20 protein-coding genes and 1 riboswitch are annotated in these 24,435 nt (G+C 56.2%); of the genes, 14 read left to right on the top strand and 6 right to left on the bottom strand.

From position 1 onward, the window contains the following. Positions 1-196: 196 nt before the first annotated feature. Positions 197-1,516, bottom strand: coding sequence for an FMN-binding protein (locus G506_RS0106465; protein ID WP_028116146.1), 1,320 nt, complete (start codon positions 1,514-1,516; stop codon positions 197-199). Positions 1,517-1,660: 144 nt separating this feature from the next. Between G506_RS0106465 and G506_RS0106460 the strand changes: the two genes are divergently transcribed. From G506_RS0106460 to G506_RS0106450, 3 genes are read left to right on the top strand one after another with little or no spacing between them, the layout of a single operon-like run. Next, the gene (locus G506_RS0106460; RefSeq protein WP_051201957.1) at positions 1,661-2,803 is read left to right on the top strand and encodes an FAD:protein FMN transferase; all 1,143 of its coding nucleotides are present in this window, start codon (positions 1,661-1,663) and stop codon (positions 2,801-2,803) included. After that, positions 2,800-4,569, top strand: a complete 1,770-nt coding sequence (locus tag G506_RS19065) for a sensor histidine kinase (protein WP_084631214.1) — start codon at positions 2,800-2,802, stop codon at positions 4,567-4,569. Before G506_RS0106460 ends, G506_RS19065 begins: the two co-directional genes overlap by 4 nt. Beyond that, positions 4,566-5,162 carry a response regulator transcription factor gene (locus G506_RS0106450; RefSeq protein WP_028116144.1) on the top strand — a complete coding sequence of 199 codons (597 nt, stop codon included), beginning with the start codon at positions 4,566-4,568 and terminating at the stop codon, positions 5,160-5,162. Before G506_RS19065 ends, G506_RS0106450 begins: the two co-directional genes overlap by 4 nt. 58 nt (positions 5,163-5,220) lie before the next feature. On the opposite strand, the gene metJ is transcribed toward G506_RS0106450, so the two are convergent. Then, a complete protein-coding gene (gene metJ / locus G506_RS0106445; RefSeq protein WP_028116143.1) occupies positions 5,221-5,541 on the bottom strand; it encodes a met regulon transcriptional regulator MetJ in 321 nt (106 codons plus the stop codon). A 169-nt stretch (positions 5,542-5,710) separates the two neighbouring features. On the opposite strand from metJ, the gene metB reads away from it, so the two are divergent. From metB to G506_RS21240, 7 genes are all read left to right on the top strand, one after another. Next, positions 5,711-6,904 carry a cystathionine gamma-synthase gene (gene metB, locus G506_RS0106440; RefSeq protein WP_028116142.1) on the top strand — a complete coding sequence of 398 codons (1,194 nt, stop codon included), beginning with the start codon at positions 5,711-5,713 and terminating at the stop codon, positions 6,902-6,904. Next, positions 6,885-9,242 carry a bifunctional aspartate kinase/homoserine dehydrogenase II gene (gene metL / locus G506_RS0106435; RefSeq protein WP_028116141.1) on the top strand — a complete coding sequence of 786 codons (2,358 nt, stop codon included), beginning with the start codon at positions 6,885-6,887 and terminating at the stop codon, positions 9,240-9,242. The genes metB and metL overlap by 20 nt, the downstream gene beginning before the upstream one ends. A gap of 9 nt (positions 9,243-9,251) precedes the next feature. Further along, positions 9,252-10,139 (top strand): methylenetetrahydrofolate reductase, encoded by an 888-nt coding sequence (gene metF, locus G506_RS0106430; RefSeq protein WP_028116140.1) that lies wholly within the window; start codon positions 9,252-9,254, stop codon positions 10,137-10,139. A 153-nt stretch (positions 10,140-10,292) separates the two neighbouring features. Then, positions 10,293-11,870, top strand: coding sequence for a methyl-accepting chemotaxis protein (locus G506_RS19060; protein WP_035387090.1), 1,578 nt, complete (start codon positions 10,293-10,295; stop codon positions 11,868-11,870). Positions 11,871-11,889: 19 nt separating this feature from the next. Continuing rightward, positions 11,890-11,989: riboswitch (purine riboswitch) on the top strand. A gap of 217 nt (positions 11,990-12,206) precedes the next feature. Beyond that, on the top strand, positions 12,207-12,746 hold the full coding sequence (locus G506_RS0106420; protein ID WP_035387089.1) for a hypothetical protein: 540 nt from the start codon (positions 12,207-12,209) through the stop codon (positions 12,744-12,746). A gap of 28 nt (positions 12,747-12,774) precedes the next feature. After that, positions 12,775-13,320 (top strand): GNAT family N-acetyltransferase, encoded by a 546-nt coding sequence (locus G506_RS0106415; RefSeq protein ID WP_028116138.1) that lies wholly within the window; start codon positions 12,775-12,777, stop codon positions 13,318-13,320. 267 nt (positions 13,321-13,587) lie between these two features. After that, complete coding sequence (locus G506_RS21240; protein ID WP_276197523.1) at positions 13,588-13,719, top strand: hypothetical protein; 132 nt, start codon at positions 13,588-13,590, stop codon at positions 13,717-13,719. Between the two features lie 280 nt (positions 13,720-13,999). Here the strand turns inward: G506_RS21240 and yegD are convergent, their stop codons facing one another. Continuing rightward, positions 14,000-15,364 carry a molecular chaperone gene (gene yegD, locus G506_RS0106400; protein WP_028116137.1) on the bottom strand — a complete coding sequence of 455 codons (1,365 nt, stop codon included), beginning with the start codon at positions 15,362-15,364 and terminating at the stop codon, positions 14,000-14,002. A gap of 196 nt (positions 15,365-15,560) precedes the next feature. Between yegD and G506_RS19055 the strand changes: the two genes are divergently transcribed. After that, positions 15,561-17,882, top strand: coding sequence for a YgiQ family radical SAM protein (locus G506_RS19055; RefSeq protein ID WP_084631212.1), 2,322 nt, complete (start codon positions 15,561-15,563; stop codon positions 17,880-17,882). Positions 17,883-18,312: 430 nt separating this feature from the next. Here G506_RS19055 and G506_RS0106390 read toward each other — a convergent pair whose 3' ends face one another. Both G506_RS0106390 and phaC read right to left on the bottom strand, forming a co-directional pair. Then, positions 18,313-18,705: a MaoC family dehydratase gene (locus G506_RS0106390; protein ID WP_028116136.1), complete on the bottom strand. Its 393-nt coding sequence runs from the start codon at positions 18,703-18,705 to the stop codon at positions 18,313-18,315. Continuing rightward, entirely contained in the window at positions 18,702-20,468 is a 1,767-nt protein-coding gene (gene phaC / locus G506_RS0106385) for a class I poly(R)-hydroxyalkanoic acid synthase (RefSeq protein ID WP_028116135.1), read from the bottom strand. The genes G506_RS0106390 and phaC overlap by 4 nt, the downstream gene beginning before the upstream one ends. 226 nt (positions 20,469-20,694) lie before the next feature. Here phaC and arsB point away from each other — a divergent pair, with 226 nt between their 5' ends. From arsB to arsJ, 3 genes are all read left to right on the top strand, one after another. Continuing rightward, positions 20,695-21,723, top strand: a complete 1,029-nt coding sequence (gene arsB / locus G506_RS0106380; RefSeq protein WP_028116134.1) for an ACR3 family arsenite efflux transporter — start codon at positions 20,695-20,697, stop codon at positions 21,721-21,723. A 19-nt stretch (positions 21,724-21,742) separates the two neighbouring features. Beyond that, positions 21,743-22,750: an ArsJ-associated glyceraldehyde-3-phosphate dehydrogenase gene (locus G506_RS0106375; RefSeq protein ID WP_028116133.1), complete on the top strand. Its 1,008-nt coding sequence runs from the start codon at positions 21,743-21,745 to the stop codon at positions 22,748-22,750. Positions 22,751-22,909: 159 nt separating this feature from the next. Continuing rightward, positions 22,910-24,139 carry an organoarsenical effux MFS transporter ArsJ gene (arsJ, locus tag G506_RS0106370; RefSeq protein WP_028116132.1) on the top strand — a complete coding sequence of 410 codons (1,230 nt, stop codon included), beginning with the start codon at positions 22,910-22,912 and terminating at the stop codon, positions 24,137-24,139. Positions 24,140-24,199: 60 nt separating this feature from the next. Here arsJ and G506_RS0106365 read toward each other — a convergent pair whose 3' ends face one another. Further along, positions 24,200-24,415 (bottom strand): hypothetical protein, encoded by a 216-nt coding sequence (locus G506_RS0106365; RefSeq protein ID WP_028116131.1) that lies wholly within the window; start codon positions 24,413-24,415, stop codon positions 24,200-24,202. Positions 24,416-24,435 lie beyond the last annotated feature (20 nt).

Here is a 24,435-nt window from a genome sequence, read left to right as displayed (position 1 = left end):
GCAAATGAGTTTGTTCAGTCAATTTGAGTGTTCGAGCGTCCCTGAAGGGCGCCTTGTGGGGTCGGACTAGCGGCTGTCACTCTTCGTCATACGATTTCGACGTAGAGCCACTATGCCTTCAATCGCAATCCTCGATTGACAGCCGCTATCCTCGACCAAATTCTCAACACCAAACGTCAACACGCCCTAATGATGATTAACGCTGCGCTTTGATGACGCCGTCGGCAACCATCTGATCGTGCAGGATCCCTGCTTGCTTCAGGTAGTGATCCCACGAGGTGGAGTACTTGGTGAAGCCGGTTTGAGCGTAGCTGCCGCTGTCGCCGGTGGCTGGCAGATCCTTGATGTCGAACATCGAGCCGCCGCCGACCACATGCTCATTCAGAGCATCAAACATTACGTTGAAGCCAATGCGCGCAGGCTCTTCGTAGTTGATCGATTGGTACTTGGATTGACGGTAGAACTTCTTCAACGAGGCATCGGCGATCTGACGCTGTTCGTCGGCGAAGATCTCATCGTAGTAAACCTTGGTGATCTGCTGGCTGTTGCTGTCCACCACAAAGCGCAGCATGGCGGTTACCCCAGTCCACTTGCCCTTGCTGTCCAGCAGCTTTTCGGCGTGCTGGTAGAACTTAAGGGTGGTGCCGGTGCTGTTCAGCTGCTGGTGGATCTTGGCCGTCAGCGGCACCATCGACTGCTGGATGGAGTTAGAGGCGCCGGCGACGATATCCAGATCGCTGTATTTCAGGCGGTTTGGCTCGTTCAGCTTGTTGAGCTTGCTCTTATCCCAGTTCGGGTTTGGGGTGAAGGTCAGCTTGTCCTCTTCGATCATCAGCTGTTCCATGGTCAGCGACGATTGCACCCAAGCGGTGCCTTTCTTGGTGCCCATCGAGAAGTTGTACTCGGACATCCGCTTTGGCACGTCTTGATACAGACGGGTGTAGTAGTTCGGGCGGCCAGATTCGTTAAATTCGGCGAAAATCACGTCTTGCGGGTTGTTGCTGTCAACCACCACCGCCATTGAGCCCATATGGCCCTGACGGAAGCGCGCTTCTTGGTAGTAGTAGTCGCCCTTCAGCAGACCCAGCTGTGGCTGGATCGACCATTTCAGTTTGAATGGGGCTTTGTCGCCATCGGCTTTCGGGCCAACGGTAACGTATTCTGGGGTGCTGCCATCGGTGCGTGGCAATTTGTTGATGGCGCTCAAGATCCCGTTAGAGGACTGAGTCGCGCCAGAAACCGCATCGATCCCTTCGTGACCGTTGTTGCTTACCACCTGCGGCAGCAGCCGCTCGGCGTTCAGAAACAGCGACTCGGTCTCTTTGTGGGAAACGGTACGGATCGATTGAATGTTGCCGTTGGCGACCTCGACCTGCAGGACGATTTCGCTTTTCTTGCCTTTGCCGGATACCTGATGGCTGCCATCAACGTACTTGCCTGCTGGGGCGGTGGCGGCACAGCCGCTTAACAGAGCGACGATGGCGCCGCTTAACAGAGTCATTTTCAGAGGATGCATAAGATCACCTTGGGCTACATAAGTGGTTATGCAAGCAGCTTAAATAGCGGCTTTGCCGCTGCCATTAGTGGTTTTCCGCAATGGTGCCGAAACTGCAGATCTGGTCACATATTGGCGAGTTTCGAATACAGGTAAAAAATCACCATGAAAAGCTGGGGAAAATCGTTACTGGCACTGCTGTTGTTGCCATTGCTCACCACGCCGTTGCAGGCCAATGATGCGGTGGTGGATCAGTGGGTGCAGCCGTCGGCGGAGGCGCTAAGCCGTTGCCAGCAGCGGGGGATGCTGGCGCAGCATACCGATTATCTGGAGCTGACCACCCTCAACTACTTCGGCACCTCGATCTCAATTCGGTTGTACGATCCCTTGGCCGATGGCGAAGCGCTGCTGTGCCAAAGCCTCGATAGCATCGAACAGATCCATAAGCTGGCGTCGGATTACGATACCTACGATGGTGTGGTGAACATTAAATCGATCAACAACGATCCGACCGCGCTGCATCAGATTGATCCGCAATTGACGGCGTTGATCGCTGAAGGGATCGACTGGGCGGAGCGTTCCTCTGGCCATTTCAATATCGCCATGGGGCCGTTAGTGCAGTTGTGGCGTCAGCAACGTTTTGCCTGTGAGCGCGGCGAGCTATGTCAGTTGCCTGATGCCGCGGCGCTGGCGGCAGCAGCCAAGCGGATCGACATCAGCCAGATCGCACTGGATCGTGACGCCAATACCATTCGCCTAGCCGCGGGGATGAGCTTGGATCTCGGCGGTATTGCCAAAGGCTGGATGGTGGAGCGGGTGCTGGAGCAACTGCAAGCCGGCGGTGCCCGCAATGTGGTGATCAACGCCGGTGGCAACGTACGTCATCTGGGGCAGCATCCGGCCGCGCGGCCGTTCACGGTTGCTATTGAAGATCCGCTTTGCAAAAAATCCAATTATGAAAATTTCGGTTGTGACAGCGTCGAGGGGATCTATCAGCAGATCATCCGTGGTCACGATCTAACGGTGGTTTCTAGCGGCAACTATCTAAAGTATTTCGAAGTGGATGGGGTCGAGTATCATCACATCATCGATCCGCGCAGCGCCGCCCCGAAGCAAGGGCTGGTGTCGGTATCGGTGATCTTAAACGATCGCCATCAAGACGCCGATGCGCTGTCGACCACCCTGTTTTTACTGCCATTACTGGAGGCGCACGCCTTGGTGGAATCACTGTCTCACGTTGAGGCGATCTGGACCTTAAATGAGCGCGGTGAACAGTTGCTCTCCAGTGGAGTCGAACGTTACTTATGAGCCTCCCAATGCGCTGGCTGACGATGCTGCTGATGGCCATGCTGTTGCCGTTTAATGTGCTGGCGGCGGACTACACCGTCGGCGTGGCGGCGTTCGACCATCCACAGCAGGTACAGCAGCGCTGGCAAGCGACCATTGATCACCTCAACCAGCACAGCGGCGCGCTGCAGTTTCAGTTGCTGGCGTTGCCACTGCCGGAGTTGGAGCGGCGACTGGAAGCGGGTGAGATCGATTTCGTCATTCAAAACTCAGTCAAATCGGTGCAGTACAAAGAGCGTTTCGGTGCTAGCCAACTACTGACCGCCAGACCGTTGTGGTCGGCCTCGGCGCAGCAAGCGATCGGTTCGGCCTTGGTTGGCCGCCGTGATCGGCCGATCGACGATTGGCAACAGCTGCGATCGCTGCGGGCGGTGTCGGTATCACCACAAGCGTTCGGCGGTTACATCGCCCTGTGGCCGGAGCTGAGCCAGCGTGGTGCCGAGCCGATGCAGTTCTTTAAGCAGTTGCAGTTTGTCGGCACGCCGCAGCGGCAATTGCTGAAGTTGCTGTTGGCGGGGGATGCCGACGTGGCGATCTTGCCCAGCTGTTTGTTGGAGAGCATGCAGCAACAAGGCGTTAGCGGCAGCGAGCAGTTGCAGGTGCTGCTAGATCAGCGACCGGCAGGCTTTCCCTGTGGCGTCAGTTCGCGGCTGTATCCCTATTTTATGCTGTCGAAACTGGGGCATGTTCCTAATGAGGACGCCACCGTGGTGGTGCGGGCATTGTTGCAGCTAGACAAGCAGCAGCGGGCGTCACAGCAGGGGCAATACAGTCAGTGGACGGTGCCGGTAGACGATCGGGCGGTTTATCAACTGCTGCGAGAAACTCAGCAATGGCCGTTTGCGCCGGATTGGCGCACGCTATTTTGGCGGCTGTTGCCGTGGCTGCTGCTGGCGGCCTTGATCCTGTTTTTGGGTTACCTGCATCATCGCCGAGTGCAGGCGCAGGTAGCCAAGCGTACCAAGCAGTTGCGCGATGAGATGGCCGAGCATCAGCAGACCCAAGCGCGCCTGCAAGAGCAGCAACAGGCGTTTTATCAAGCGCAGCGAGTGCTGCTGACCGGCGAGATGGCGGCGGGGATGGCTCATGAATTAAGCCAACCGCTGACCAGCATCGGTTATTTAGTGCAGGGCTGTCGCAGTCAGCTGCAGCGGGGCAATCAGCAGCAGCTCGATCAGGGTTTGGCGCGGATCGCCAGTCAAAGCGACAAAGCCAGTCAGTTGATCCACAAATTCCGTCACTTTGCCGCGCAGCGCGGCAGCCATCGGCCGTTGCAACCGCAAGAGCTGGTGCTGGAAACCTTGGAGCTGATGGTGGCGGATCTGAAACGGCATCAATGCCGTTGTCAGTTGGCCAATCAGCTCACCGAGCCGCTGACGATCGTTGGCGATCCGCTGCTGTTGCAGCAGGTGTTGGTGAACTTGCTGCGCAACGCCATTGATGCCATGGCCGAGATGGCGCCAGCGCAGCGATTGATCAGTCTAAGGCTGTGGCAGCAGCAGGGGCGACTTCATCTGAGTGTTGCCGATAACGGCCATGGTTTGACGCCAGAGGCGTTAGCGCGGCTGTTCCAGCCGTTTGGTAGCAGCAAAGCGCAGGGGCTCGGATTAGGGATGATGATCTGTAAGCGGATTATCGATCAACACCAAGGTCAGATCAGCGCGATCGCCTTAGAACAAGGGCTGCGGATTGAATTGAATCTGCCACTGCAGGGGACAAACCAATGATGGTGTATTTGGTTGATGACGAGCCAGATCTGCTGGAGTCGTTAAGTTGGATGCTGGCGGCAGAGGGGATCGACAGTCAAAGCTTCAGCGATGGCGCCAGTTTGTTAGCGGCGCTGCCGCCGCAGGCGGTCGGAGTGGCGGTGCTGGACATTAATATGCCGCAGCTGGATGGGCTCGAGCTACAACAGCAGTTGCGGCAGCTGCATCCAAGCTTGGGGCTGATTTTTCTTACCGGCTATGGCTCGGTACCGAAAGCGGTGCAAGCCCTGCAAGCTGGGGCGTTGGACTTTCTGGAAAAACCGGTGGCACCGGCGCGGCTGTTAACGGCGATCGCCGCGGCGCAGCAGTGGGCACAAACCCATGCCCAGCAACACCTCCAGCAGCAGGCGTTGCAGCAAAAATTGGCGCTGCTGACCGAACGGGAAGCGCAACTGCTGCCGCTGGTGGTGGCGGGCAAAGCCAATAAGGTGATCTGCGCTGAACTGCATCTGGCGCAGCGGACGGTGGAGATCCATCGGCGTAATCTGTTCGCCAAGATGGCGGTAGCGAACGCCGCGGAACTGGCACTACTGCTGGGATCGCAGCGCAGTTAACAACAAAAAATCCGCCGAATTACGGCGGATTTTTTATGAGTGTCAGAAACGTTCTCGATCAGTCGTCGAGGTTTTCCCAGTTGATCCCCAGTTCAGTCATCACTTCGCGGGCGTTGGCTGGGATCGCATCCGGCTTGTCTTTGCGCAGATCGTTGTCTTCTGGCAGTGGCTGGCCGGTGTAGGCGTGGAGGAAGGCTTCGCACAGCAGCTCGCTGTTGGTGGCGTGGCGCAGATTATTCACCTGACGACGGGTGCGTTCGTCGGTCAGGATCTTTAGCACTTTTAATGGGATAGAGACGGTGATCTTTTTCACCTGCTCATTTTTTTTGCCGTGCTCTGCGTATGGGCTGATGTAGTCGCCGTTCCACTCGATAGTCATCGAATCACCTAGAAATACTGTTAATGGGCAGATTTTAACGGCATCGATAAAAAGGTCAAATGATTGCCATCTTGATACTTATACGTTTAGACGGCTAAACGTCTTGACGCCTTTCTTGCTTGTGCGCTACGGTGAATTAATAGTCAGTTGTAGCCAAGGGAAGTTCGTCATGAGTCAGCGTCAATCTGCCACCATCGCCGCCCGGGAAGGGATCGACAGTGATAGCCAATATGGAGCGGTGGTAGCACCGATCTATCTATCCAGTAACTACACCTTTGCTGAGTTTGGTCAGCCGCGTCAGTACGATTACGCCCGCAGCGGCAATCCAACTCGTACCGCGCTGGCCGACGCCCTAGCGCAATTGGAAGGCGGCGCCGGCGCGGTGATCACCGCCACCGGCATGGCGGCAATCACCCTCTGTACCGCGTTGCTGCGCCCCGGTGACAAACTGCTGGTGCCGCACGACTGTTATGGCGGTAGCTATCGGTTGTTTACCTCGCTGGCGGATAAGGGCGCGTTTGAGCTGCTGGTGGTCGATCAAAACGATCAAACCGCACTGGCCGAGGCGCTGGCACAACGGCCTAAGTTGGTGTGGCTGGAAACCCCTTCTAATCCGCTGCTGCGACTGGTGGATGTCGCCAAGGTTGCCGCCGAAGCGCATCAGGTCGGCGCGTTGGTGGTGGCCGATAACACCTTTTTATCACCGGTGCTGCAACAGCCGCTGAGCCTCGGCGCCGATATCGTGGTGCACAGCACCACCAAATACATCAATGGCCATTCCGATGTGGTTGGCGGCGCGGTGATCGCCAACAGCGTTGAGCTAACCGAACAACTGGCTTGGTGGGCTAACTGCCTTGGGATCACCGGCGCGCCGTTCGACTCTTTTCTTACCTTGCGCGGCCTGCGTACCTTGCCACTGCGGATTAAACAGCACCAAAGTAACGCCGAAGCGGTCGCGCAGCTGCTGAATGAACATCCGCAGGTACGGCGGGTGAATTACCCGGGCTTGGCCAGCCATCCGCAGCATCAGTTAGCGCAAGCGCAGCAGCAGGGTCCTGGGGCGATGCTCAGCTTTGAACTGCATGGTGGCGAAGCCGAGGTACGCGCCTTGTTATCGCAGCTGACGCTGTTTTCCTTGGCGGAGAGCTTGGGTGGGGTGGAATCGTTGGTGGCGCATCCAGCGACCATGACCCACGCGGCGATGAGCGCGGAAGCACGCCAAGTGGCGGGGATCAGCGATAGCCTGATCCGCTTATCGGTGGGGATCGAAGATCCGCAGGATCTATTGAACGATCTACGCCACGCCTTGGATGCGGTGGCCCTGCTAACTAAGGAGGCCGCCGATGAGTCTCAGCCTGCATAAATTTGGCGGTTCTAGCCTCGCGGATGCCGATGGCTATCGGCGGGTTGCGCAGATCCTCCTCGATCACAGTGAAGCCGATGATCTGGTGGTGGTTTCCGCCGCTGGCGATACCACCAACCGACTATTGCGCTTGCGCCGGGTGGCTCGCAGCGGTGGCTTCGTGGCTGAGCCATTAGCGCAGTTGCAGCAATTTCAACAACAGCTGATCCAGCAATTACTGATCGTCGAAGCCGATGGCTTATCACTGCAACTGCAGCTGGATTGTGACTGGTTGGCGCAACAACTGGCGCAGGTGAATCAGCTAACCGGCAGCGATAATTGCGGCAGCCAAGCGGCGCTGATCGCCCTTGGCGAGCGATGGTCAGCCCGGTTATTGGCGGCGTTATTGCGGCAGTTTGCCGCGGCGGCGACAGCGATCGACGCCGATCAATTGCTTGAGGTCGATCTGCTTAATCGCCCGGATCAGCGTTCGAGCCGACAACGATTGGCGACGCTGCAGCGCCAATATCCGCAGCAGCGGTTGGTGATCACCGGTTTTATCGCCTGCAATAACAGCGGCCAGTTGCAGCTGTTGGGCCGCAATGGCTCGGATTATTCGGCGACGGCGATCGCGGCCATTGCTGGGGCGCAGCGCTGTACCATCTGGAGTGATGTGGCGGGGATCTACGATGGCGATCCCAATCAACTGCCGCAGGCGCAGCTGCTGCCGACATTGTCGCTGGCGGTGGCGGAACGGTTAGCGCAGCTTGGTTCACCGGTGTTGCACCCGCGCACGCTAGAGCCTCTCAAGGGCGACGGTTCGGCGGCGGTGCAATTAAGCCTGCGTTCCAGCTTTGCGCCGCTGCAACCGCATACCACGGTGGTGACGGGGGCGGTGGCCAGTAAGCCGATCGTTACCAGCATCGATCGCGTTGCGGTACTGCAATGTCCACAGCAAGTGGAGTTGGCGGAGCAGCTGTTGAGCGAAATTGGCTTAACGGTATTGGCGTGCTATCCGCAGCAGCAAGCCTTGGTGTTGACCGAAGAGCACAGCCTGTTAGCGCTGGAGGCGCTGGAACACCATTTCTTGCAGCCGCTGACGCTGCGTCACGATTTCGGCTTGGTGGCGTTGGTCGGCGAGGGGCTGGCAGCGCAAGCACAGCACGTTAGCCAGCATCTGCCCGACAGCGCCTGGCCACTGCAACAGCAATCCTTGGCGCTGGTCAGTTTGCTGCCCTGTGAGCAGGTGGCAGCGGTGACGGCGCAACTGCATGGTCGTTGCGGCGGCGATCGCCAGTCGATCGGCGTGGTGGTGGTCGGCAAAGGCAACATTGGCGGCGCTTGGCTTACTCAATTTCCCGCGCAGCAACGGATCTTAGCCGAGCAGCTGGCGGTGGATCTTGAAGTGGTGGCGATCTTAGGCCAGCAGCAGGCGTGGCTGGCACCACAGGGGATCGTCACAGATAACTGGCAGCAAGGTTTTGCTGATCAGGCGCAACGCTATCAGTTTAACCAGCTGCTACAACAGCTACAGCAATTGCCACAGCCGCTGATCCTATTGGATCTGACCGCCAGTGATGGCTTTGCGGCACATTATCCTGAGTTGCTTGAGGCCGGCATCCATCTGGTGAGCGCCAATAAACAAGCCGGCTCTGGGGCATTGGCGACTTATCAGCAACTGCAGCAACAACAGCAGTCGCAATGGCGTTATAACGCCACTGTGGGCGCCGGTTTGCCGGTGTTTTACGCGATCGATGATCTGCGCCGCAGCGGCGATCAGATCGAAGCGATCAGTGGGATCTTCTCCGGCACCTTAAGTTGGCTGTTTGCCCACTTTGATGGCGCGCAACCGTTCTCGCAGCTGGTCGAGCAAGCTCGTCAGCAAGGCATTACCGAACCGGATCCACGGGATGATCTCGGCGGGGTGGATATGCAGCGTAAATTGCTGATTTTGGCGCGGGAGCTGGGATTGCCGCTGGAACTGAGCGATATCGAGCTGCAGTCGTTGGTGCCTCCGGCGTTGGCGGCCTTGCCGCTGCCACAATGCCTGAGTGAGCTGAGCCAATTGGATCAACCCTTGGCGCAAGCGTTGTCTGAGGCGCAGCAGCGTCAGCAGTGCATTCGTTATGTTGCTGAGCTGACGGTCAGCGATGGGCAGATTCAAGCGTCGGTGTCGTTGCAGGCGCTGCCGCAGGACTCCTCATTGGCCACCCTGCCGGCGGGGGACAATCAATTTGTGCTGCGTACCCGCAACTACCCCAATGGTTTGGTGATCCAAGGCCCCGGAGCAGGGCGCGAGGTGACCGCCGCGGCGGTGCAGTCGGATTTAGTCGCAATTTGCCGCCGCTTAGCGGCCTGAGGGGAAGTTATGTCGTTTCACCATGCGCAACAGATCGAAGCCTTAAATGAAGGGCTGTGTAGCCTGCGGGATATTAATGTCTCGTTTGAATTCTTCCCACCGAATTCGGAGACGATGGAGCAAACCCTGTGGCAATCGATCGAACGCTTGTCGCCGTTGAAGCCATCGTTTGTGTCGGTGACCTACGGGGCCAACTCTGGGGTACGGGATCGCACCCACAAGGTCATTGAGCGCATTCACCAAGAAACCGAGCTGCAAGCCGCGCCGCATCTGACTTTGGTGGATGCCAGTGATGAGGAACTGCGGCAGTTGGCTCGGCAGTATTGGCAACAAGGGGTACGTCATATCGTCGCCCTGCGCGGTGATGTTCCAGCCGGTCAGCCCAATCCCAATCGCTACGCCAGCGATCTGGTGGCGCTGCTGAAATCTGAGCACGACTTTGAGATTTCGGTGGCGGCCTATCCGGAAGTGCATCCGGAAGCCCGCAGCGCGCAGGCGGATCTACTCAACTTAAAACGCAAAGTTGACGCCGGTGCCAGTCGTGCCATTACCCAGTTCTTCTTTGACGTTGAATCCTACCTGCGGTTTCGCGATCGCTGTGCGGCGGCGGGGATCGATGCTGAGATCGTTCCAGGGATCCTGCCGGTGACCAATTATCAGCAACTGCTGAAGTTTGCCGATTTTGCCAAGATCCGGGTGCCTAACTGGCTGCATCATCTGTTTGATGGCCTAGAGAATGACGCCGCCACTCGGCAACTGGTGGGGGCGAATGTGGCGATCGAGATGACCAAGGTGTTAGCCAAAGAGGGGGTGTCGGATTTTCACTTTTACACCCTTAATCGTGCCGAATTGTCGTATGCCATTTGCCACGCGCTGGGGGTGCGCCCCTCGCTTTAGTTAAGTTGCACTTAAGTGCCTAACTGATAGCTTGTTGGGCGCTTGCGAATTCAGTTTGCGCACGACAGCAAGAAACTGATCTGAATAGCAAAATAGACCTGAAAATTAAGCTAAATTGGCATACTAATCGAACCAAATTTAAGAGTCCTTCTGATGCAGCAAGCGCACTCCGTCACCCCGCAACAACGTGAGTATCCTGCCGATGCGATCTTGTTGTCGACCACCGATCCGAATGGCGTGATCAAGTTTGCTAACCCGGATTTTGCCGAAATCTGTGGCTATTCAGTAAAGGAACTTCAAGGCTCACCGCACAATATCGTTCGCCATCCCGATATGCCGGCACTGGCATTTCGGATGATGTGGCAGACCATTCAGCAGGGTAAGCCGTGGATTGGCATCGTCAAAAATCGCTGTGCCAATGGCGATCACTATTGGGTGCATGCGTACGTTAATCCGGTCAAAGAAGATGGCCAGATCCACGAATATCAATCGGTGCGACGGCGGCCATTGCCGCAACACGTTGAACGCGCCGACAAACTCTATCAGGCGATCAACCAAGGTAAAACTCCCAGAGCGATAACTCCCACCAAGCTGGGTTTTTGCGGCCGCTTAATTACCGCCGCCAGTATTGGTGCTTTTGCCACGATGTTACTCAATACGTGGTTGCCGTTGTGGGGCGGGATGGCTGGGGTGCTATTCAGTGCCGCGCTCATGGCGTGGCTGTTACAGCCACTCATGGGACTCGTTGCGCGTTCGCGCACCGTGATCGATGATCCGTTAGCGACCGCGGTGTATACCGGCCGCCGTGATGAACTGGGCCAGTTGGAGATGGCGCTGACCTTCTTATCTTCAGAGATGACAGGGGTGATGGGGCGGGTTGCCGATTCTGCGGTGTCGTTAAATCAGTTAAGCGAGCAATTAAGTGACACGGTTAAATCGAGCCTTGCTTTGGCGGAAAATGCCAGCGGCCAGAGCGCAACGGCGGCCGCCGCGGTAGAGGAGATGAGCGTCAGTTTCACCGAAGTGGCCAACAATGCCGGTAGCGTAGCATCGGCATTGCAGCAGAGCCAAGCTAGTGCTGCTAAGGGCAGTGAGGTGCTGGCCAAAGTCACCCAATCGATAGAGGCATTAAGTGACGAGGTCGAGCAATTGGCCACGGCGGTCTCCACCATTGAACGTGACAGCGCGGCGGTGGCGCAAGTGTTGGATGTGATCCGCGCCATCACCGAACAAACTAACCTGCTGGCATTGAATGCCGCGATTGAAGCCGCCAGAGCGGGGGAATCGGGTCGAGGCTTTGCGGTGGTAGCGGATGAAGTGCGCAGCTTAGCCAAGCGCACCGCCGATTCTACGGTAGAGATTGAAACTATTATCAGTCAGTTTCAACTGGCCAGTCGCCAGGCTAGTGAAGCGATGAGTGCTGGCGCCAGCACCGCCAAAGCCACGGTCTCGTTAACCAGCGAGGCGGATGCTGCCTTTGCCGAGTTGCGCCAAGCGCTGGATCACATCAATGCCATGAGTATTGCCACGGCGGCGGCGATGTCGCAGCAACAGACGGTGGCGGCAGAGATCTCTAACGCCGTGCAAGAGGTGCATAAGATGGCCGAACAGAACCAGCAAGAGACCGAATTGATGGTGAACAAAGGCCAAAACATGTCACGGCTTGCGACCAAACAAGCGGAGTTGTCGCAGCAGTTTTGGCAAGTGGGGGTAGAGCGGGCTAGCGACTGATTGCTTGCTGACACCTGTATGGGTAGACTTTGGCGCGCATCGTATAACCTCATGAATAGGGCGTGAGGGTCTCTACCAGAAGCCGATAACTTCTGCTTACGACGCAATTGATACCAATTCACTTAAATATCTGATCACTATTGCTGGTTTAAATCGCCTCACTCTGCGTTACTCAACTTACTGGTAGAGCCACTAGCAGTGGCGTTGAGTGCCTTGATTGAGGAGATTTCTCCTTCGCACTAGATAGGCCATTTACTCAAGCGAATTGGTATAAGACGCCGTGTGTTGCGACACACGGCGTTGTTGTTTGCAGCGCTCGAAGTAGTGGAGGCTAGGATGAGACAAGGTAAATTTATTCGTACATACAGCGGCGTGCAGTTTTGGCCGCTGGATCCCCGCGATGATGAGATCGCCCCGGTCGATATCGCTCACAGCTTGTCGTTGCTGTGTCGCGCCAATGGCCATTTCAGCCATTTTTACAGTGTTGGCCAGCATTCCATCGCCTGTGCGGTAGAGGCCGAGGCTCGCGGTTATTCCCTGCGAGTGCAATTGGCTTGTCTGCTGCATGATGGCTCCGAAGCCTACATGGGGGATGTGACCCGTCCAGTCAAAAGCCAAATGCCCCAGTTTTTGGCGGCCGAAGCGCAGTTGCAAAATCTTATCTTTGAGCACTTTGGTTTAGCTGATTTAACCGCAACAGAGCAACAACAGGTGGCGGACGTAGACGACGCCATGCTTAAGCATGAGATGACCCACCTGATGGGCGACAGCAGCATCGGCCGTGGTGAAGTGGTGCTGGCGCATGACCTGTCGTTCCAGTTGATGACCGAGGTGCGCGAACGGTTTTTAGCTAAGTTGGCACAACTGCTATCGTAGGTTTTTCCGCAGCCAAATGGAGTTGGTGATGCAGATTGAACGCCCCAGTTATCGGATCAGGCCGCTGCGTCAAGATGATGCCAGGGCCTTGTTTGCAAACTACAAAGGCTGTTCCAGTTCAGCTAAATATCTTAGCAGCCCCTGCCACGGTAACGTGCGGCAGACCGAGGGGGTGATTGCGCGAGCTTTACTGGCTTATCAGCAGGCGACTCCGAAGGTGTTGCCATTGGCGATTGCGTTGCCCAGTGATGATCAGGTGATCGGTTTGTTGACCTTTGTACTGCATGATGACTACGCCGAGCTTCACTTTGGTATCTCCCAAAGGTACCGCGGACAGGGAATAGTATTAGCAGCTTGTGCTGATGCGCTGCTTTGGTTGCAACAGCGTGGTGTTGGCGAGGTGCGCACTCACCCGCATCATGCCCATGCTGCTAGCATCCATATTTTACAAAAGTTGGGATTTCGCCGTGTTGGTACCATTGAACAGTATGCTCTGTTCCCACAAATCAGCTCGCAAGCGCAAGATTGCGCCGATATGCGCTTGCGATTTGGTGACTCATTGGCGTCGGTGTGAATCCAGTTTGTGAGTCAGTTGGGCGCCAATGACAGTATTAAGATAAAACAACTTTTTTCAATTTAAGTTCGAAAAATCATTAACTTAAATTCAATTCAAGAACGCTATTATTAATTCAAAAGCCGAGCTAGATCATGCTTTAGCATTGCTGACTGAGCCATAGTGAGCTCGTGAATCAGGGTTAATTGGCTAGACCAATCTCGATTTGAGTTGCTGTGCCACTGACTCTGATGCCAACGATTTTTCTGTTAGCAAGGAGTGCAAGCAATGGAATTTCTCTGGGTTATTTTTGCCACTTTTTACAGCATGCCGGTGCTAGCCGCATTGAGCTTGGTTGTCTGCTTAATTGCTCATGTGGCGTTAACGTTGCTGACTGATCAGCATCGTCTGTTTCACTGATTGATGTCGATCAGCGTTTCAGTGCCATAAACAGCAGATACTGATGGGGCGATATTGGCCAGAGGAGCGCATATCGCCGCTTTACTGGTTCAAAATTTGCTATCGGAAACGGCGATCACAAGGAGTACCAAGCGATGCTATGGTGTTGGTTGTTGATGGCGATACTGCTCAGTTTCCCGCTGCTGGCGCTGGTCACCTGGTGTTGTCACCGGTAAACGAAATTACTGAGCGAAAAAGCCCCGAGTCTTTTAGTCTCGGGGCTTGTTGTTTGCGCTCAGGCTTAAGCAAAAATTCGCTGCGCCCACAGGGTGAGGCCGCTGGTGACACTGCCGAAGTTATCGCCGGCCACCAAGGGCACCTGATAGCGTTGGCGCAGGAATCCGGTGATCAATGGTGAATTGGCGCTGCCGCCGGTGATAAAGATCCGATCCGGCTGGCGGCCGGCATCGGCGATCACCTTATCCGCCAGAGCGGCAATGCGGTTAAGCAGACGTTCGCTGGCTTCGGCAAAGGTGTCGGTGCTGACGTTGCTGTTGAGGCCTTCCCACAGGTAGCTCAGATCCACCGTGGCGCTGTCCTGCTGACTGAGGGCAATTTTGGCCTGTTCGGCATCGGCGCTAAGACGGTAAGTCAGACGCTCGCGCTGCAGGGTGATTAGGCCGTTTAGCATCTCCAGTCCCGGCTGACGCACGTATTCTCGCAGCTGCACCAAGGTATCCAAGCTGTAGAACTCGGTTTGTGCTGGCAGCACGTTGATGCTGGCGGCATTGAGGAACGGTTTGATCGGCATCGATCGTCCCTGCGCTAACTCTTTACCCAGTCCCAGAGCCGGCATCAACCCGCGATAGTTCAGGGCGATATCGAAATCGTTACCGCCAATCCGCTCACCGGCAAAACCGTGCACCAGCGAGCTGTGCTCGCGAGTATTAAGGTAGTCCGGGCCCATCTGCAGCATCGACACGTCCGAGGTACCGCCGCCGATATCCACCACCAGCACCAGCTGTTCTTCGGTCAGTTGCTGCTGATAGCTCAGACCCGCCGCCATCGGCTCATACAGAAATTCAACCTGTTCAAAGCCAGCAAATTTAGCGGCATTGCTGAGGATCGCGATCGCCTGTTGGTTGCTGGTTTCGGCATCAAAGCCTTGGAAGTTGACCGGACGGCCAATCACCACTTTACGCATCTCACCACGGCCACTTTGGCGCACCTGAGTGGCGATGTGGCTCATCATCGCGGTGGCGATATCTTCAAACTGAATTTGCTGACGCTGCGGCAGGCCATTGGCCCCCAAAAACGATTTCGGCGAGCGCACATAGAAACAGTCGGCGGGATCTTCCAAGTACAGCTTCAGTGCTTCGGCACCAAAGGCCAGTTGATCGCCGTAGCCATCCAAGCGGGCTTCCTTTAAGGCAAAGCGGCTGGCGGCCAAGCTGGTGGCGCGGGCCTGACGATAGGCATCGACGTTACCTGACTGCGCCAGTTGCTGCTCAACCCAAGCGGCGATCATCTCCGGTTGTGGCGCGTACACCGTCGAGGAGAGATAACGGCTGTCGGCGGCCAGTGGCAGCAGCTGCGGTTGGCCTTGTTCAATCATGCCGACGGCGCAGTTGGAGGTACCGAAGTCAAAACCGGCGATGTGGCTCATGGGTTGGGCTTCCAAATAAAAACAGGTCGCGCACAGTAACCGAAGGCGTTAGCCACATCAACTGCCGACCAAGTTCGGCGCTGGGGCTTACACTCTATTGTGGATTTGATTGGTTTTTGACCGTCGCACATGGCTTGGTGCTCTGCTACAATCCCGCCTCCCGCGGCACCAGTGCGGGCTTTACTGAGGTGAATCGATGATCCAAACCCCGAAAAACAAGCTGTTTAGCTACCCCAAATATCGGCAACAGGCGCCGGCGCCATTTCTGCCGACCAGTCGCAAAGAGATGCAGAAACTGGGCTGGGATAGCTGCGACATCATTGTGATCACCGGTGATGCCTACGTCGATCTGCCGTCGTTTGGGATGGCGATCGTCGGCCGCATGTTGGAGGCGCAGGGGTTCCGCGTTGGGATCATCGATCAGCCGGATTGGCACAGCAAAGACGACTTTATGAAGCTGGGCAAGCCGAACCTGTTTTTTGCGGTTGGCGCCGGCAACATGGACTCGATGATCAACCACTACACCGCCGATCGCCGCCTGCGTCACGACGACGCCTACACTCCGGGCAACGTGCACGGTAAGCGCCCGGATCGGGCGGTGATGGTCTACACCCAGCGCTGTAAAGAAGCCTACAAAGGGGTGCCGGTGACCATCGGTTCGATCGAAGCCAGTCTGCGCCGGATCGCCCATTATGATTACTGGCAAGATAAAGTCCGCCGCTCGATCCTGTTCGATGCCAAGGCGGATCTGCTGATCTACGGCAACGCCGAACGGCCGATCATCGAGCTGGCGCACCGCTTAGCGGCGGGCGAGAACATCAATGACATCAAAGACATTCGCGGCACCGGCTTCTTAACTAAAGACGCCTTGCCGGAGTGGTCTGGGCTTGATTCCACCACCTTGGACACCCCGGGTAAGATCGATCCGATCCCAAATCCTTACGGTGCCGACGATATGGGGTGTTCACTGGGCAGTAAGTTCGACAACAGCCCAGTGGAAACCGCGGTTAAGGTGCAACCAGCCAAGCCTAAGCCATGGGAAAAGCAGTACATCTTGCTGCCCGCTTATGATCAGGTGCGCGCCGACAAGGTGCTGTACGCCCACTCATCGCGGGTCTTCCACCAAGAGACCAACCCAGGCTGTGCACGGGCGCTGATGCAGCGTCATGGTGATCGCCATGTGTGGCTGAACCCGCCAGCGATCCCGCTGGAAACCGACGAGATGGATTGGGTGTTTGGCTTGTCCTACGCCCGGGTGCCGCATCCGAAGTACGACGGTCAGAAGATCCCGGCGTACGACATGATCAAGACTTCGGTCAACATTATGCGTGGCTGTTACGGCGGCTGTTCATTCTGCTCGATCACCGAGCACGAGGGGCGGATCATCCAAAGTCGATCCCATGAATCGATCATCCAAGAGATCGAAGAGATCAAAGCCAAGGTGCCGGGCTTTACTGGGGTGATCTCCGATCTGGGTGGACCAACCGCCAACATGTATCAGCTGCGCTGTAAAAGCCCGAAAGCGGAGGCTACCTGCCGCCGCTACAGCTGTATCTACCCGGATATCTGTGGCCACATGGACACCGACCACACCCCAACCATCGAGCTGTATCGCAAAGCCCGTAAGGTTGAGGGGATCAAAAAGATCTTTATCGCCTCTGGTGTGCGCTACGACTTGGCAGTGGAAGATCCGCGCTATGTGAAGGAGTTGGCGACTCACCACGTTGGCGGCTATCTGAAGATCGCTCCAGAGCATACCGAAGAGGGGCCGCTGTCGAAGATGCTGAAACCGGGGATGGGCAGCTATTACCAGTTTAAGAAGCTGTTTGATAAGTACTCGGCAGAAGCGGGCAAGAAGCAGTACCTGATCCCGTACTTCATCTCGGCGCATCCAGGCACCACCATTAAGGATATGGCTAATCTGGCGATCTGGCTAAAGCAGAATGACTTTAAGCTCGATCAGGTGCAGAACTTCTACCCATCGCCACTGGCCAACGCCACCACCATTTGGCACACCGAGTTTGATTCGCTGCATAAGGTGACCAAACAGTCGATCAAGACCAAGGTGCCGGTGGCCAAAGGCGGTCGTGAACGCCGGATCCATAAAGCGATTCTGCGCTACCACGATCCAGAGGGTTGGCCATTGGTACGCGAAGGCCTAAAGAGTGCCGGTCTTGGCAAACTGATCGGCAGCGGCCCCAACTGTTTGGTGCCAGCGGAAGGTCAAGGTGGTCGTGGCCAAGGCTATCAAGGTCGTGGTAAACCGGCGTTGTCGAAGCACACCGGTTTGCAGCAGTTTGATGGCACCCGTCGCGCCGCCAAAGTGGCTGCCGGCAGTGGCAAGCCGGCGTACGCAGGCAAAGGCGGTAAAAGTGGTCAGGGCCAAGGCAAACCGGCGGCTGGTAAGGGCGGTTATGGCGCCAAACCCGCTACTGGCAAGGCAAATGCCAATAAAGGTGGCCAAGGCAATTGGAACGGCAAACCGGCCAAACCGATCAAGCCAAAGCGCGCCAAGTAAAGCGCCAAGCCGATAAACTAAGCCGATAAAAAACGGAGAGCCCAATGGCTCTCCGTTTTTGTTGATGGCGATTGCCAAGGGCTAGCTCTGCTCTTTCCCGAGAACCCGTTCTCGGCTACGACTGCTGCAAACGGCTCTTAATAGCTCTGACTAGGGCGTGTTGACCTTTGCCGAATATTTTTGCGCCCATTATTGGCCACTTTTGACAGCAAATTGAACTTGGTCGGTTAATTTTACTGTTCGATGGTCACGAAGGGGCGCCTTGCAGGGTCGGACTAGCAGCTGTCACTCTTCGTCATACGATTTCGACGTAGAGCCACTATGCCTTCAATCGTAATCCTCGATTGACAGCCGCTATCCTCGACCAAATTATGAACACCAAACGTCAACACGCCCTAATAACTGACAGCTAACAACTGATAACCGGTCGCTAGACTCTTACTACCGCTTCGCCTTGGACGCAGGGCTTGCCGTGCTTGTCGAACACCTCAGTGGTTAGGGTGACCACCGGTTTGTCGTCGCGAATGTCGCTGACGGTCACCGTGGCGGTAACCGCATCGCCGACGTACACCGGCCGGACGAACTTTAGGGTTTGCCCAAGGTAGATGGTGCCCTCACCCGGTAGGTGTTGCCCCAACAGGGCTGAAAGCAGACTGGATAGCAACATGCCGTGGACAATCGGCTGCTTGAATGGGGTTTGCGCGGCGAAGTTGGCATCCAGATGCACCGGGTTGCGATCCTCGCTGAGATCAGCAAAGGCGCTAACCTCGTCGCGGCCAAATACTTTGGTGATACTGGCACTCTGGCCGACCAGTAAACTCATGCGGCACCCTCCATGGTTGAGGCTAACCGTTGTTTGACGTAATCCCCCGGGGCATCAGCCAACTTGCTGTCGAGGGGGCGAGCATCGACCGGATCCAGCACATTGCGCTCGGCCAGCCATTGCATCCAGGTTGGCCACCAGGAACCCTCTTGCTTGGCGGTCTGCTGCAGCCACTGCTCGGGGCTGAGCTCATCACTGCCGCTACCGAGGTAGTGGTGGTATTTGCCTCCGGGCGGATTAACGATACCGGCGACATGGCCGGATTCGCCCAAGATAAAGGTTTTATCGCCGCCCAGACGCTGCATCCCCAGATAGGTGCCTTGCCAAAGGGCGATATGATCGTCGATGGTGGAGACAAACAGGGTGGGCAGCTTGATCTTGCCGAGATCGATGGCGGTATCGCGGATAGTGAATTGGCCGGCCTCAATCAGTTCATTGTTGAGGTAAAAGCGGCGCAACATGGTGTTGTGGGCGCGGCCGCTAAGATTGGTGTTGTCGCAGTTCCAGTGGAGGATATCGAACGCCACCGGACTTTTGCCCTTCAGATAGCCATCGACGTAGTAGTTCCAGTACAGGTTGTTCTCTTTCAAAATCGAGAACGCCACCGCCAGTTGGCGACCATCCATTAGCCCTTTCTCTCGGTTTTGCTGCTCCAGTGCCGATACCACAGTGTCATTGATAAAGGCGCCGAGCTCCCCCGGCTGGCTGAAATCCAAGATGGTGGTGAATAACGTCGCCGATTTGATCTTTTGTTTCAGTCGCTTAGCACTGGCGTAAGCCATCGCGCAGGTTAGCGCGGTACCGCCGATGCAGTAGCCGACGGCGTTGAATTCGTTCTCTCCCAACAGCCGTTCGGCGTTATCGACCGCATCCAGCACGCCATCAACCACATAATCTTCAAAGTCGACACCGACATGACGTTGGTCAGGGTTAACCCAGGAGATCATCAGTACCGTATGGCCTTGTTCGACCAAGTATTTCACCATCGAGTTTTGCGGCCGCAGATCGAGGATGTAGTACTTGTTGACGAACGGCGGCACGATCAGCAGCGGCCGCTTGGCCACCTGTTTGGTGGTTGGTGCGTATTGGATCAATTGATACAGCGGCGTTTGATGGATCACCTTGCCCGGCGTGGTGGCCAAATCTTGCCCCAAGCTAAAGGCATCGCTGTCGGTCATGCTGACATTCAGGCTACCGGCACTGCGCAGCAGATCTTGCTGCAGCTGCTCGGCTCCTTGGCAGAGGTTGCTGCCGCCGCTTTCAAGGGTCATCTGCAGCAGCTCCGGGTTACTGCTGATGAAGTTGCTTGGTGCCATCGCATTAACGGTTTGACGGGTGAAAAATCGCAAGCGGTCGCGGGTGGCGTCGTCTAAACCGTCAATGGCATCGATGCTGTGCTGCATCTGCTTGGCGGTCAGTAGATAAGATTGCTTAAGGTAATCAAACCACGGCAATTGCCAGCCCTCACCACTGAAACGCTTATCACCGCGCTCAGGCTCAATCAGCGGCTCTACCGCTTGTCCGGCTTGCTGCATCATGGTGTTTTGAAACAGATTCAGTTGCGCTTGCCACCACTGCATCTGCTGTTCCAACAAGGCCTGCGGCTGGGCGCTGGCGGCTTGAAAGGCCTGCTGCATATCTTCGGCGTTTTGCTGCAATACCGCTTGGCTGGCGTCTTTGCCCTGTTGCTGCAGTAACTCCTGCCAGTGCTGATTACACTGCATCATGCTGTTGAGCAATTTATCGTACGATCCATGGTCCATTGCGTTGGGCACTCCCTGTAGCGGATGGGTAAGTCGATGCTGGCGCGAGTTAATTACACCTTGATGGCTTAAATATTGTGCATCGCACAATAAAACGCAAAGTCACCACTTGTTCAGTTATTGCTCAATAACCATCCGCGGATGACAATAAGTGATTGCATATGGCAAAGCGGATATATAACATTCGCCGCATATTTGATTTTGCATATGTTGTTGAGGTGGCCAGATGGGGCTGTTTGAGCGGTATTTGTCACTGTGGGTGGCATTGGCGATTGGCTTAGGGGTGGTGCTCGGTAGCACCATGCCGGGCGCATTCGAGACGGTTGCCAGTTGGCAAGTGGCGCAGATCAACCTACCGGTGGCGGTGCTGATCTGGCTGATGATTTTGCCAATGATGATGCAAATTGATTTTGCCTCGGTGAAGCAGGTGGGTAAGCAGCCTAAAGGACTGGTGCTGACGTTGGTGATCAACTGGCTGATCAAGCCATTCACCATGGCAGCGCTGGGGTGGTTGTTCTTCCGCGTGGTGTTTGCCGATCTGGTGCCAACCGCCGATGCCGATCAGTACATTGCTGGGATGATCCTGCTGGGGGTCGCGCCTTGTACTGCGATGGTGTTCGTTTGGAGCCAACTGACCAAAGGCAATCCGGCTTACACCTTGGTGCAGGTGTCGGTGAACGACATCATTATGATGGTGGCGTTTGCGCCGATTGCGGCGCTGCTGCTGGGGGTATCGGATATTTTGGTGCCGTGGCAAACCTTGATCATCGCCACCTTGCTGTACGTGGTGTTGCCGCTGGTGGTCGGGATGCTGTGGCGGCAGGCGCTGCTGAAATCCGGTGAGGCCAAACTCAATGGCGTGATTGCCAAGCTCAAGCCATTGTCGATGCTGTCGTTGCTGGCGACCGTGGCACTGCTGTTTGCCTTCCAAGCGCAAACCTTGTTGGCGGAGCCGCTGGTGATGGTGTTGATCGCCATTCCGCTGCTGCTGCAAAGCTACGGTATTTTTGCAGTCACTTATCTGTCAGCAAAGTGGCTTAAACTGCCGCACAATGTGGCGGCGCCAGCCAGCATGATTGGCACCTCGAACTTTTTTGAATTGGCGGTAGCGGTGGCGATTGCGCTGTTTGGTCTGCACTCTGGTGCGGCGCTCGCTACCGTGGTTGGTGTGTTGGTGGAAGTGCCGGTGATGCTGAGTTTGGTGGCGTTTGCCAACCGCACTCGTCATTGGTTCACGGCGCCGGCGCAGGCATAACAATTAAAGGTAAATAACGATGACCATTAAAATTGGTATCAATGGCTTTGGCCGCATGGGCCGTTTGGCACTGCGGGCCGCATGGGATTGGCCGGAATTTGAGTTTGTGGCGATCAACGATCCGGCTGGCAATGCCGAATCGCTGGCGCACCTGCTGACCTTTGATAGCGTCCATGGCCGCTGGAACCGCGATGCGCGCGCCGAAGGCACAGAGATGGTGATTGATGGCAAGCGCATCGCCGTGACCAGCAACAAGACCTTAGAAGAGACCGATTGGTCCGGCTGTGACATGGTGATTGAAGCCTCTGGCAAGTTTAAAGACAAAGCCAAGCTGCAAGCCTATCTGGATCAGGGCGTCAAGAAAGTCATCGTCACTGCACCGGTGAAGCAAGAGGGTGTGTTGGACGCGGTTTATGGAGTTAACCACCATTGGTATAACAAGGAGCAGCACGACATCGTTACTGCCGCATCTTGCACTACCAACTGCTTGGCCCCGGTTGTGAAAGTGATCCATGAAAAGCTGGGCATTAAGCATGGCTCGATGACCACCATCCACTCGATCACCAACACCCAAACCATTTTGGATGCGCCGCACAAAGACTTGCGCCGCGCCCGCTCGTGCGGCGAAAGCCTGATCCCAACCACCACCGGCTCGGCAACGGCGATCACCCACATCTTCCCAGAGCTAAAAGGTCGTTTGAATGGCCACGCGGTGCGCGTACCGCTGTGCAATGCGTCGATCACCGATTGCGTGTTTGAGCTGCAGCGCGGCACCACCGTCGAGGAAGTTAATGCACTGCTGAAACAGGCGGCCGAGGGCGAACTGGCCGGGGTTCTGGGCTACGAAGAGCGACCACTGGTGTCGATCGATTACCGTACCGATCCACGCAGTTCGATCGTTGATGCGCCATCGACCATGGTGGTTAACGACACTCAGTTGAAGCTGTACCTGTGGTACGACAACGAGTGGGGTTACGCCAACCGGACGGTGGAACTCGCCCGTTACGTTGCCCAACAAGGCTGGTAACGCTGGTGGCAACGGCGAACTGCGGCGTTGGCGCTCCCGCTGCGCTTTGCAGTTCATCCGTTTCCCCTGCGCTCGTAATAGAGCAACTAAGTTTGCAATGGTCAGTGTGAAACTGACCATTGCTGTTTCTGAATACTGATAACTGCGAACTTGTACGTCATGTTTTCGAGCTTTGCTAACCTCTCTCATGAGGTGAAACAGTACCTGCTGGTCACCTTTAACTATTGGAACTTCACCCTCACCGACGGCGCGCTGCGGATGTTGGTGGTGCTGCACTTCCACCAGTTGGGCTATAAGCCGTTAGAGATCGCCGCGCTGTTTCTGTTTTATGAGATCTTCGGGGTGGTCACCAATCTAGTCGGTGGCTATCTGGGGGCGCGCTTGGGGCTGAATCGCACCATGAACGTCGGCCTTGGGCTGCAGGTGCTGGCGCTGCTGATGTTGGCGGTGCCAAGCAGCTGGTTGAGTGTGCCGTACGTGATGGCGGCTCAGGCGCTGTCGGGGATCGCCAAAGATCTGAATAAGATGAGCGCCAAAAGCGCGATCAAAACCCTGGTGCCGAAAGGGCAAGAGGGCACCCTGTATAAGTGGGTGGCGATCCTGACTGGTTCGAAGAACGCCTTGAAAGGGGTCGGCTTCTTCATCGGCGGCGCGCTGTTGGTGGGACTCGGTTTTCAAGGGGCGATGGTGGCGATGGCTGCGGTGTTGTTGCTAGTGCTGTTGCTAAGTCTGAAGTGGCTGGGCAGCGACATTGGCAAAGCCAAAACTAAGCCGAAGTTTACTGAGATCTTCTCGAAATCCGGCAGCGTTAATATCCTCTCGGCGGCGCGGCTGTTCCTATTTGGTGCCCGTGATGTCTGGTTTGTGATCGCTTTGCCGATCTACTTGGGCGCCACCTTTGGTTGGCCGCATCTGTGGGTTGGCGGCTTTATGGCGACTTGGGTGATCGCCTACGGCCTGGTTCAAGGTTTTGCGCCGCGTTTAACTGGGGTGAATCGTTCTGGGGTAACCCCGGATGGCGCCGCAGCGATGCTGTGGGCCGGGGTGTTGCTGGCGGTAACCGTGCTGGTGGCGGTGGGCATCGAGCAACAGTGGCAACCGCAGCTGACCATCATCGGTGGCTTATTGCTGTTCGGCGCCGCCTTTGCGATCAACTCCAGCCTGCACTCGTTCTTGATCGTCCATTACGCCGGTGAAGATGGGGTGTCGCTGGATGTCGGTTTTTACTACATGGCCAATGCGATGGGGCGGTTGATTGGTACCGTGCTCTCCGGCTGGGTTTATCAAGCGGCGGGGCTGGCGGCCTGTTTGTGGGTGTCGGTGCTGTTTTTGGCGCTGACGCTGGTGATCTCGTGGTGGCTACCAAGGCACCAAACTCGCGCCGCTTAACTTAGCCTAGAAACAGTAACGCCCAGCAAAATGCTGGGCGTTACTGTATTAATTCGGGGCTTAAACCACCGCCAGCAATTTGCGGCCGAGGTACCAGCCAAGCTCATTGGTTTCAGACTTGGCCTCGGATTTTGCACCGTCGTTGTTATCGCAGCGGTTGTTGTGGCTGTGATTGTCCGCTTTGTTGGTGTGGCCGCGATCGGCCAGCATGCAGTCGGCCTCTGGCATCAGCTTGTGGTAGCCGTTGTGCACGTAGTTGATGGCGGTCATGATCATAAGATGCGTCCTGCGAAAGC

The sequence above is a fragment of the Ferrimonas senticii DSM 18821 genome, from assembly GCF_000422665.1.
Lineage (GTDB): Bacteria > Pseudomonadota > Gammaproteobacteria > Enterobacterales > Shewanellaceae > Ferrimonas > Ferrimonas senticii.
The sequence above is the reverse complement of the archived record's forward strand: the minus strand, read 5'-3'. Positions and strand labels throughout refer to the sequence as shown.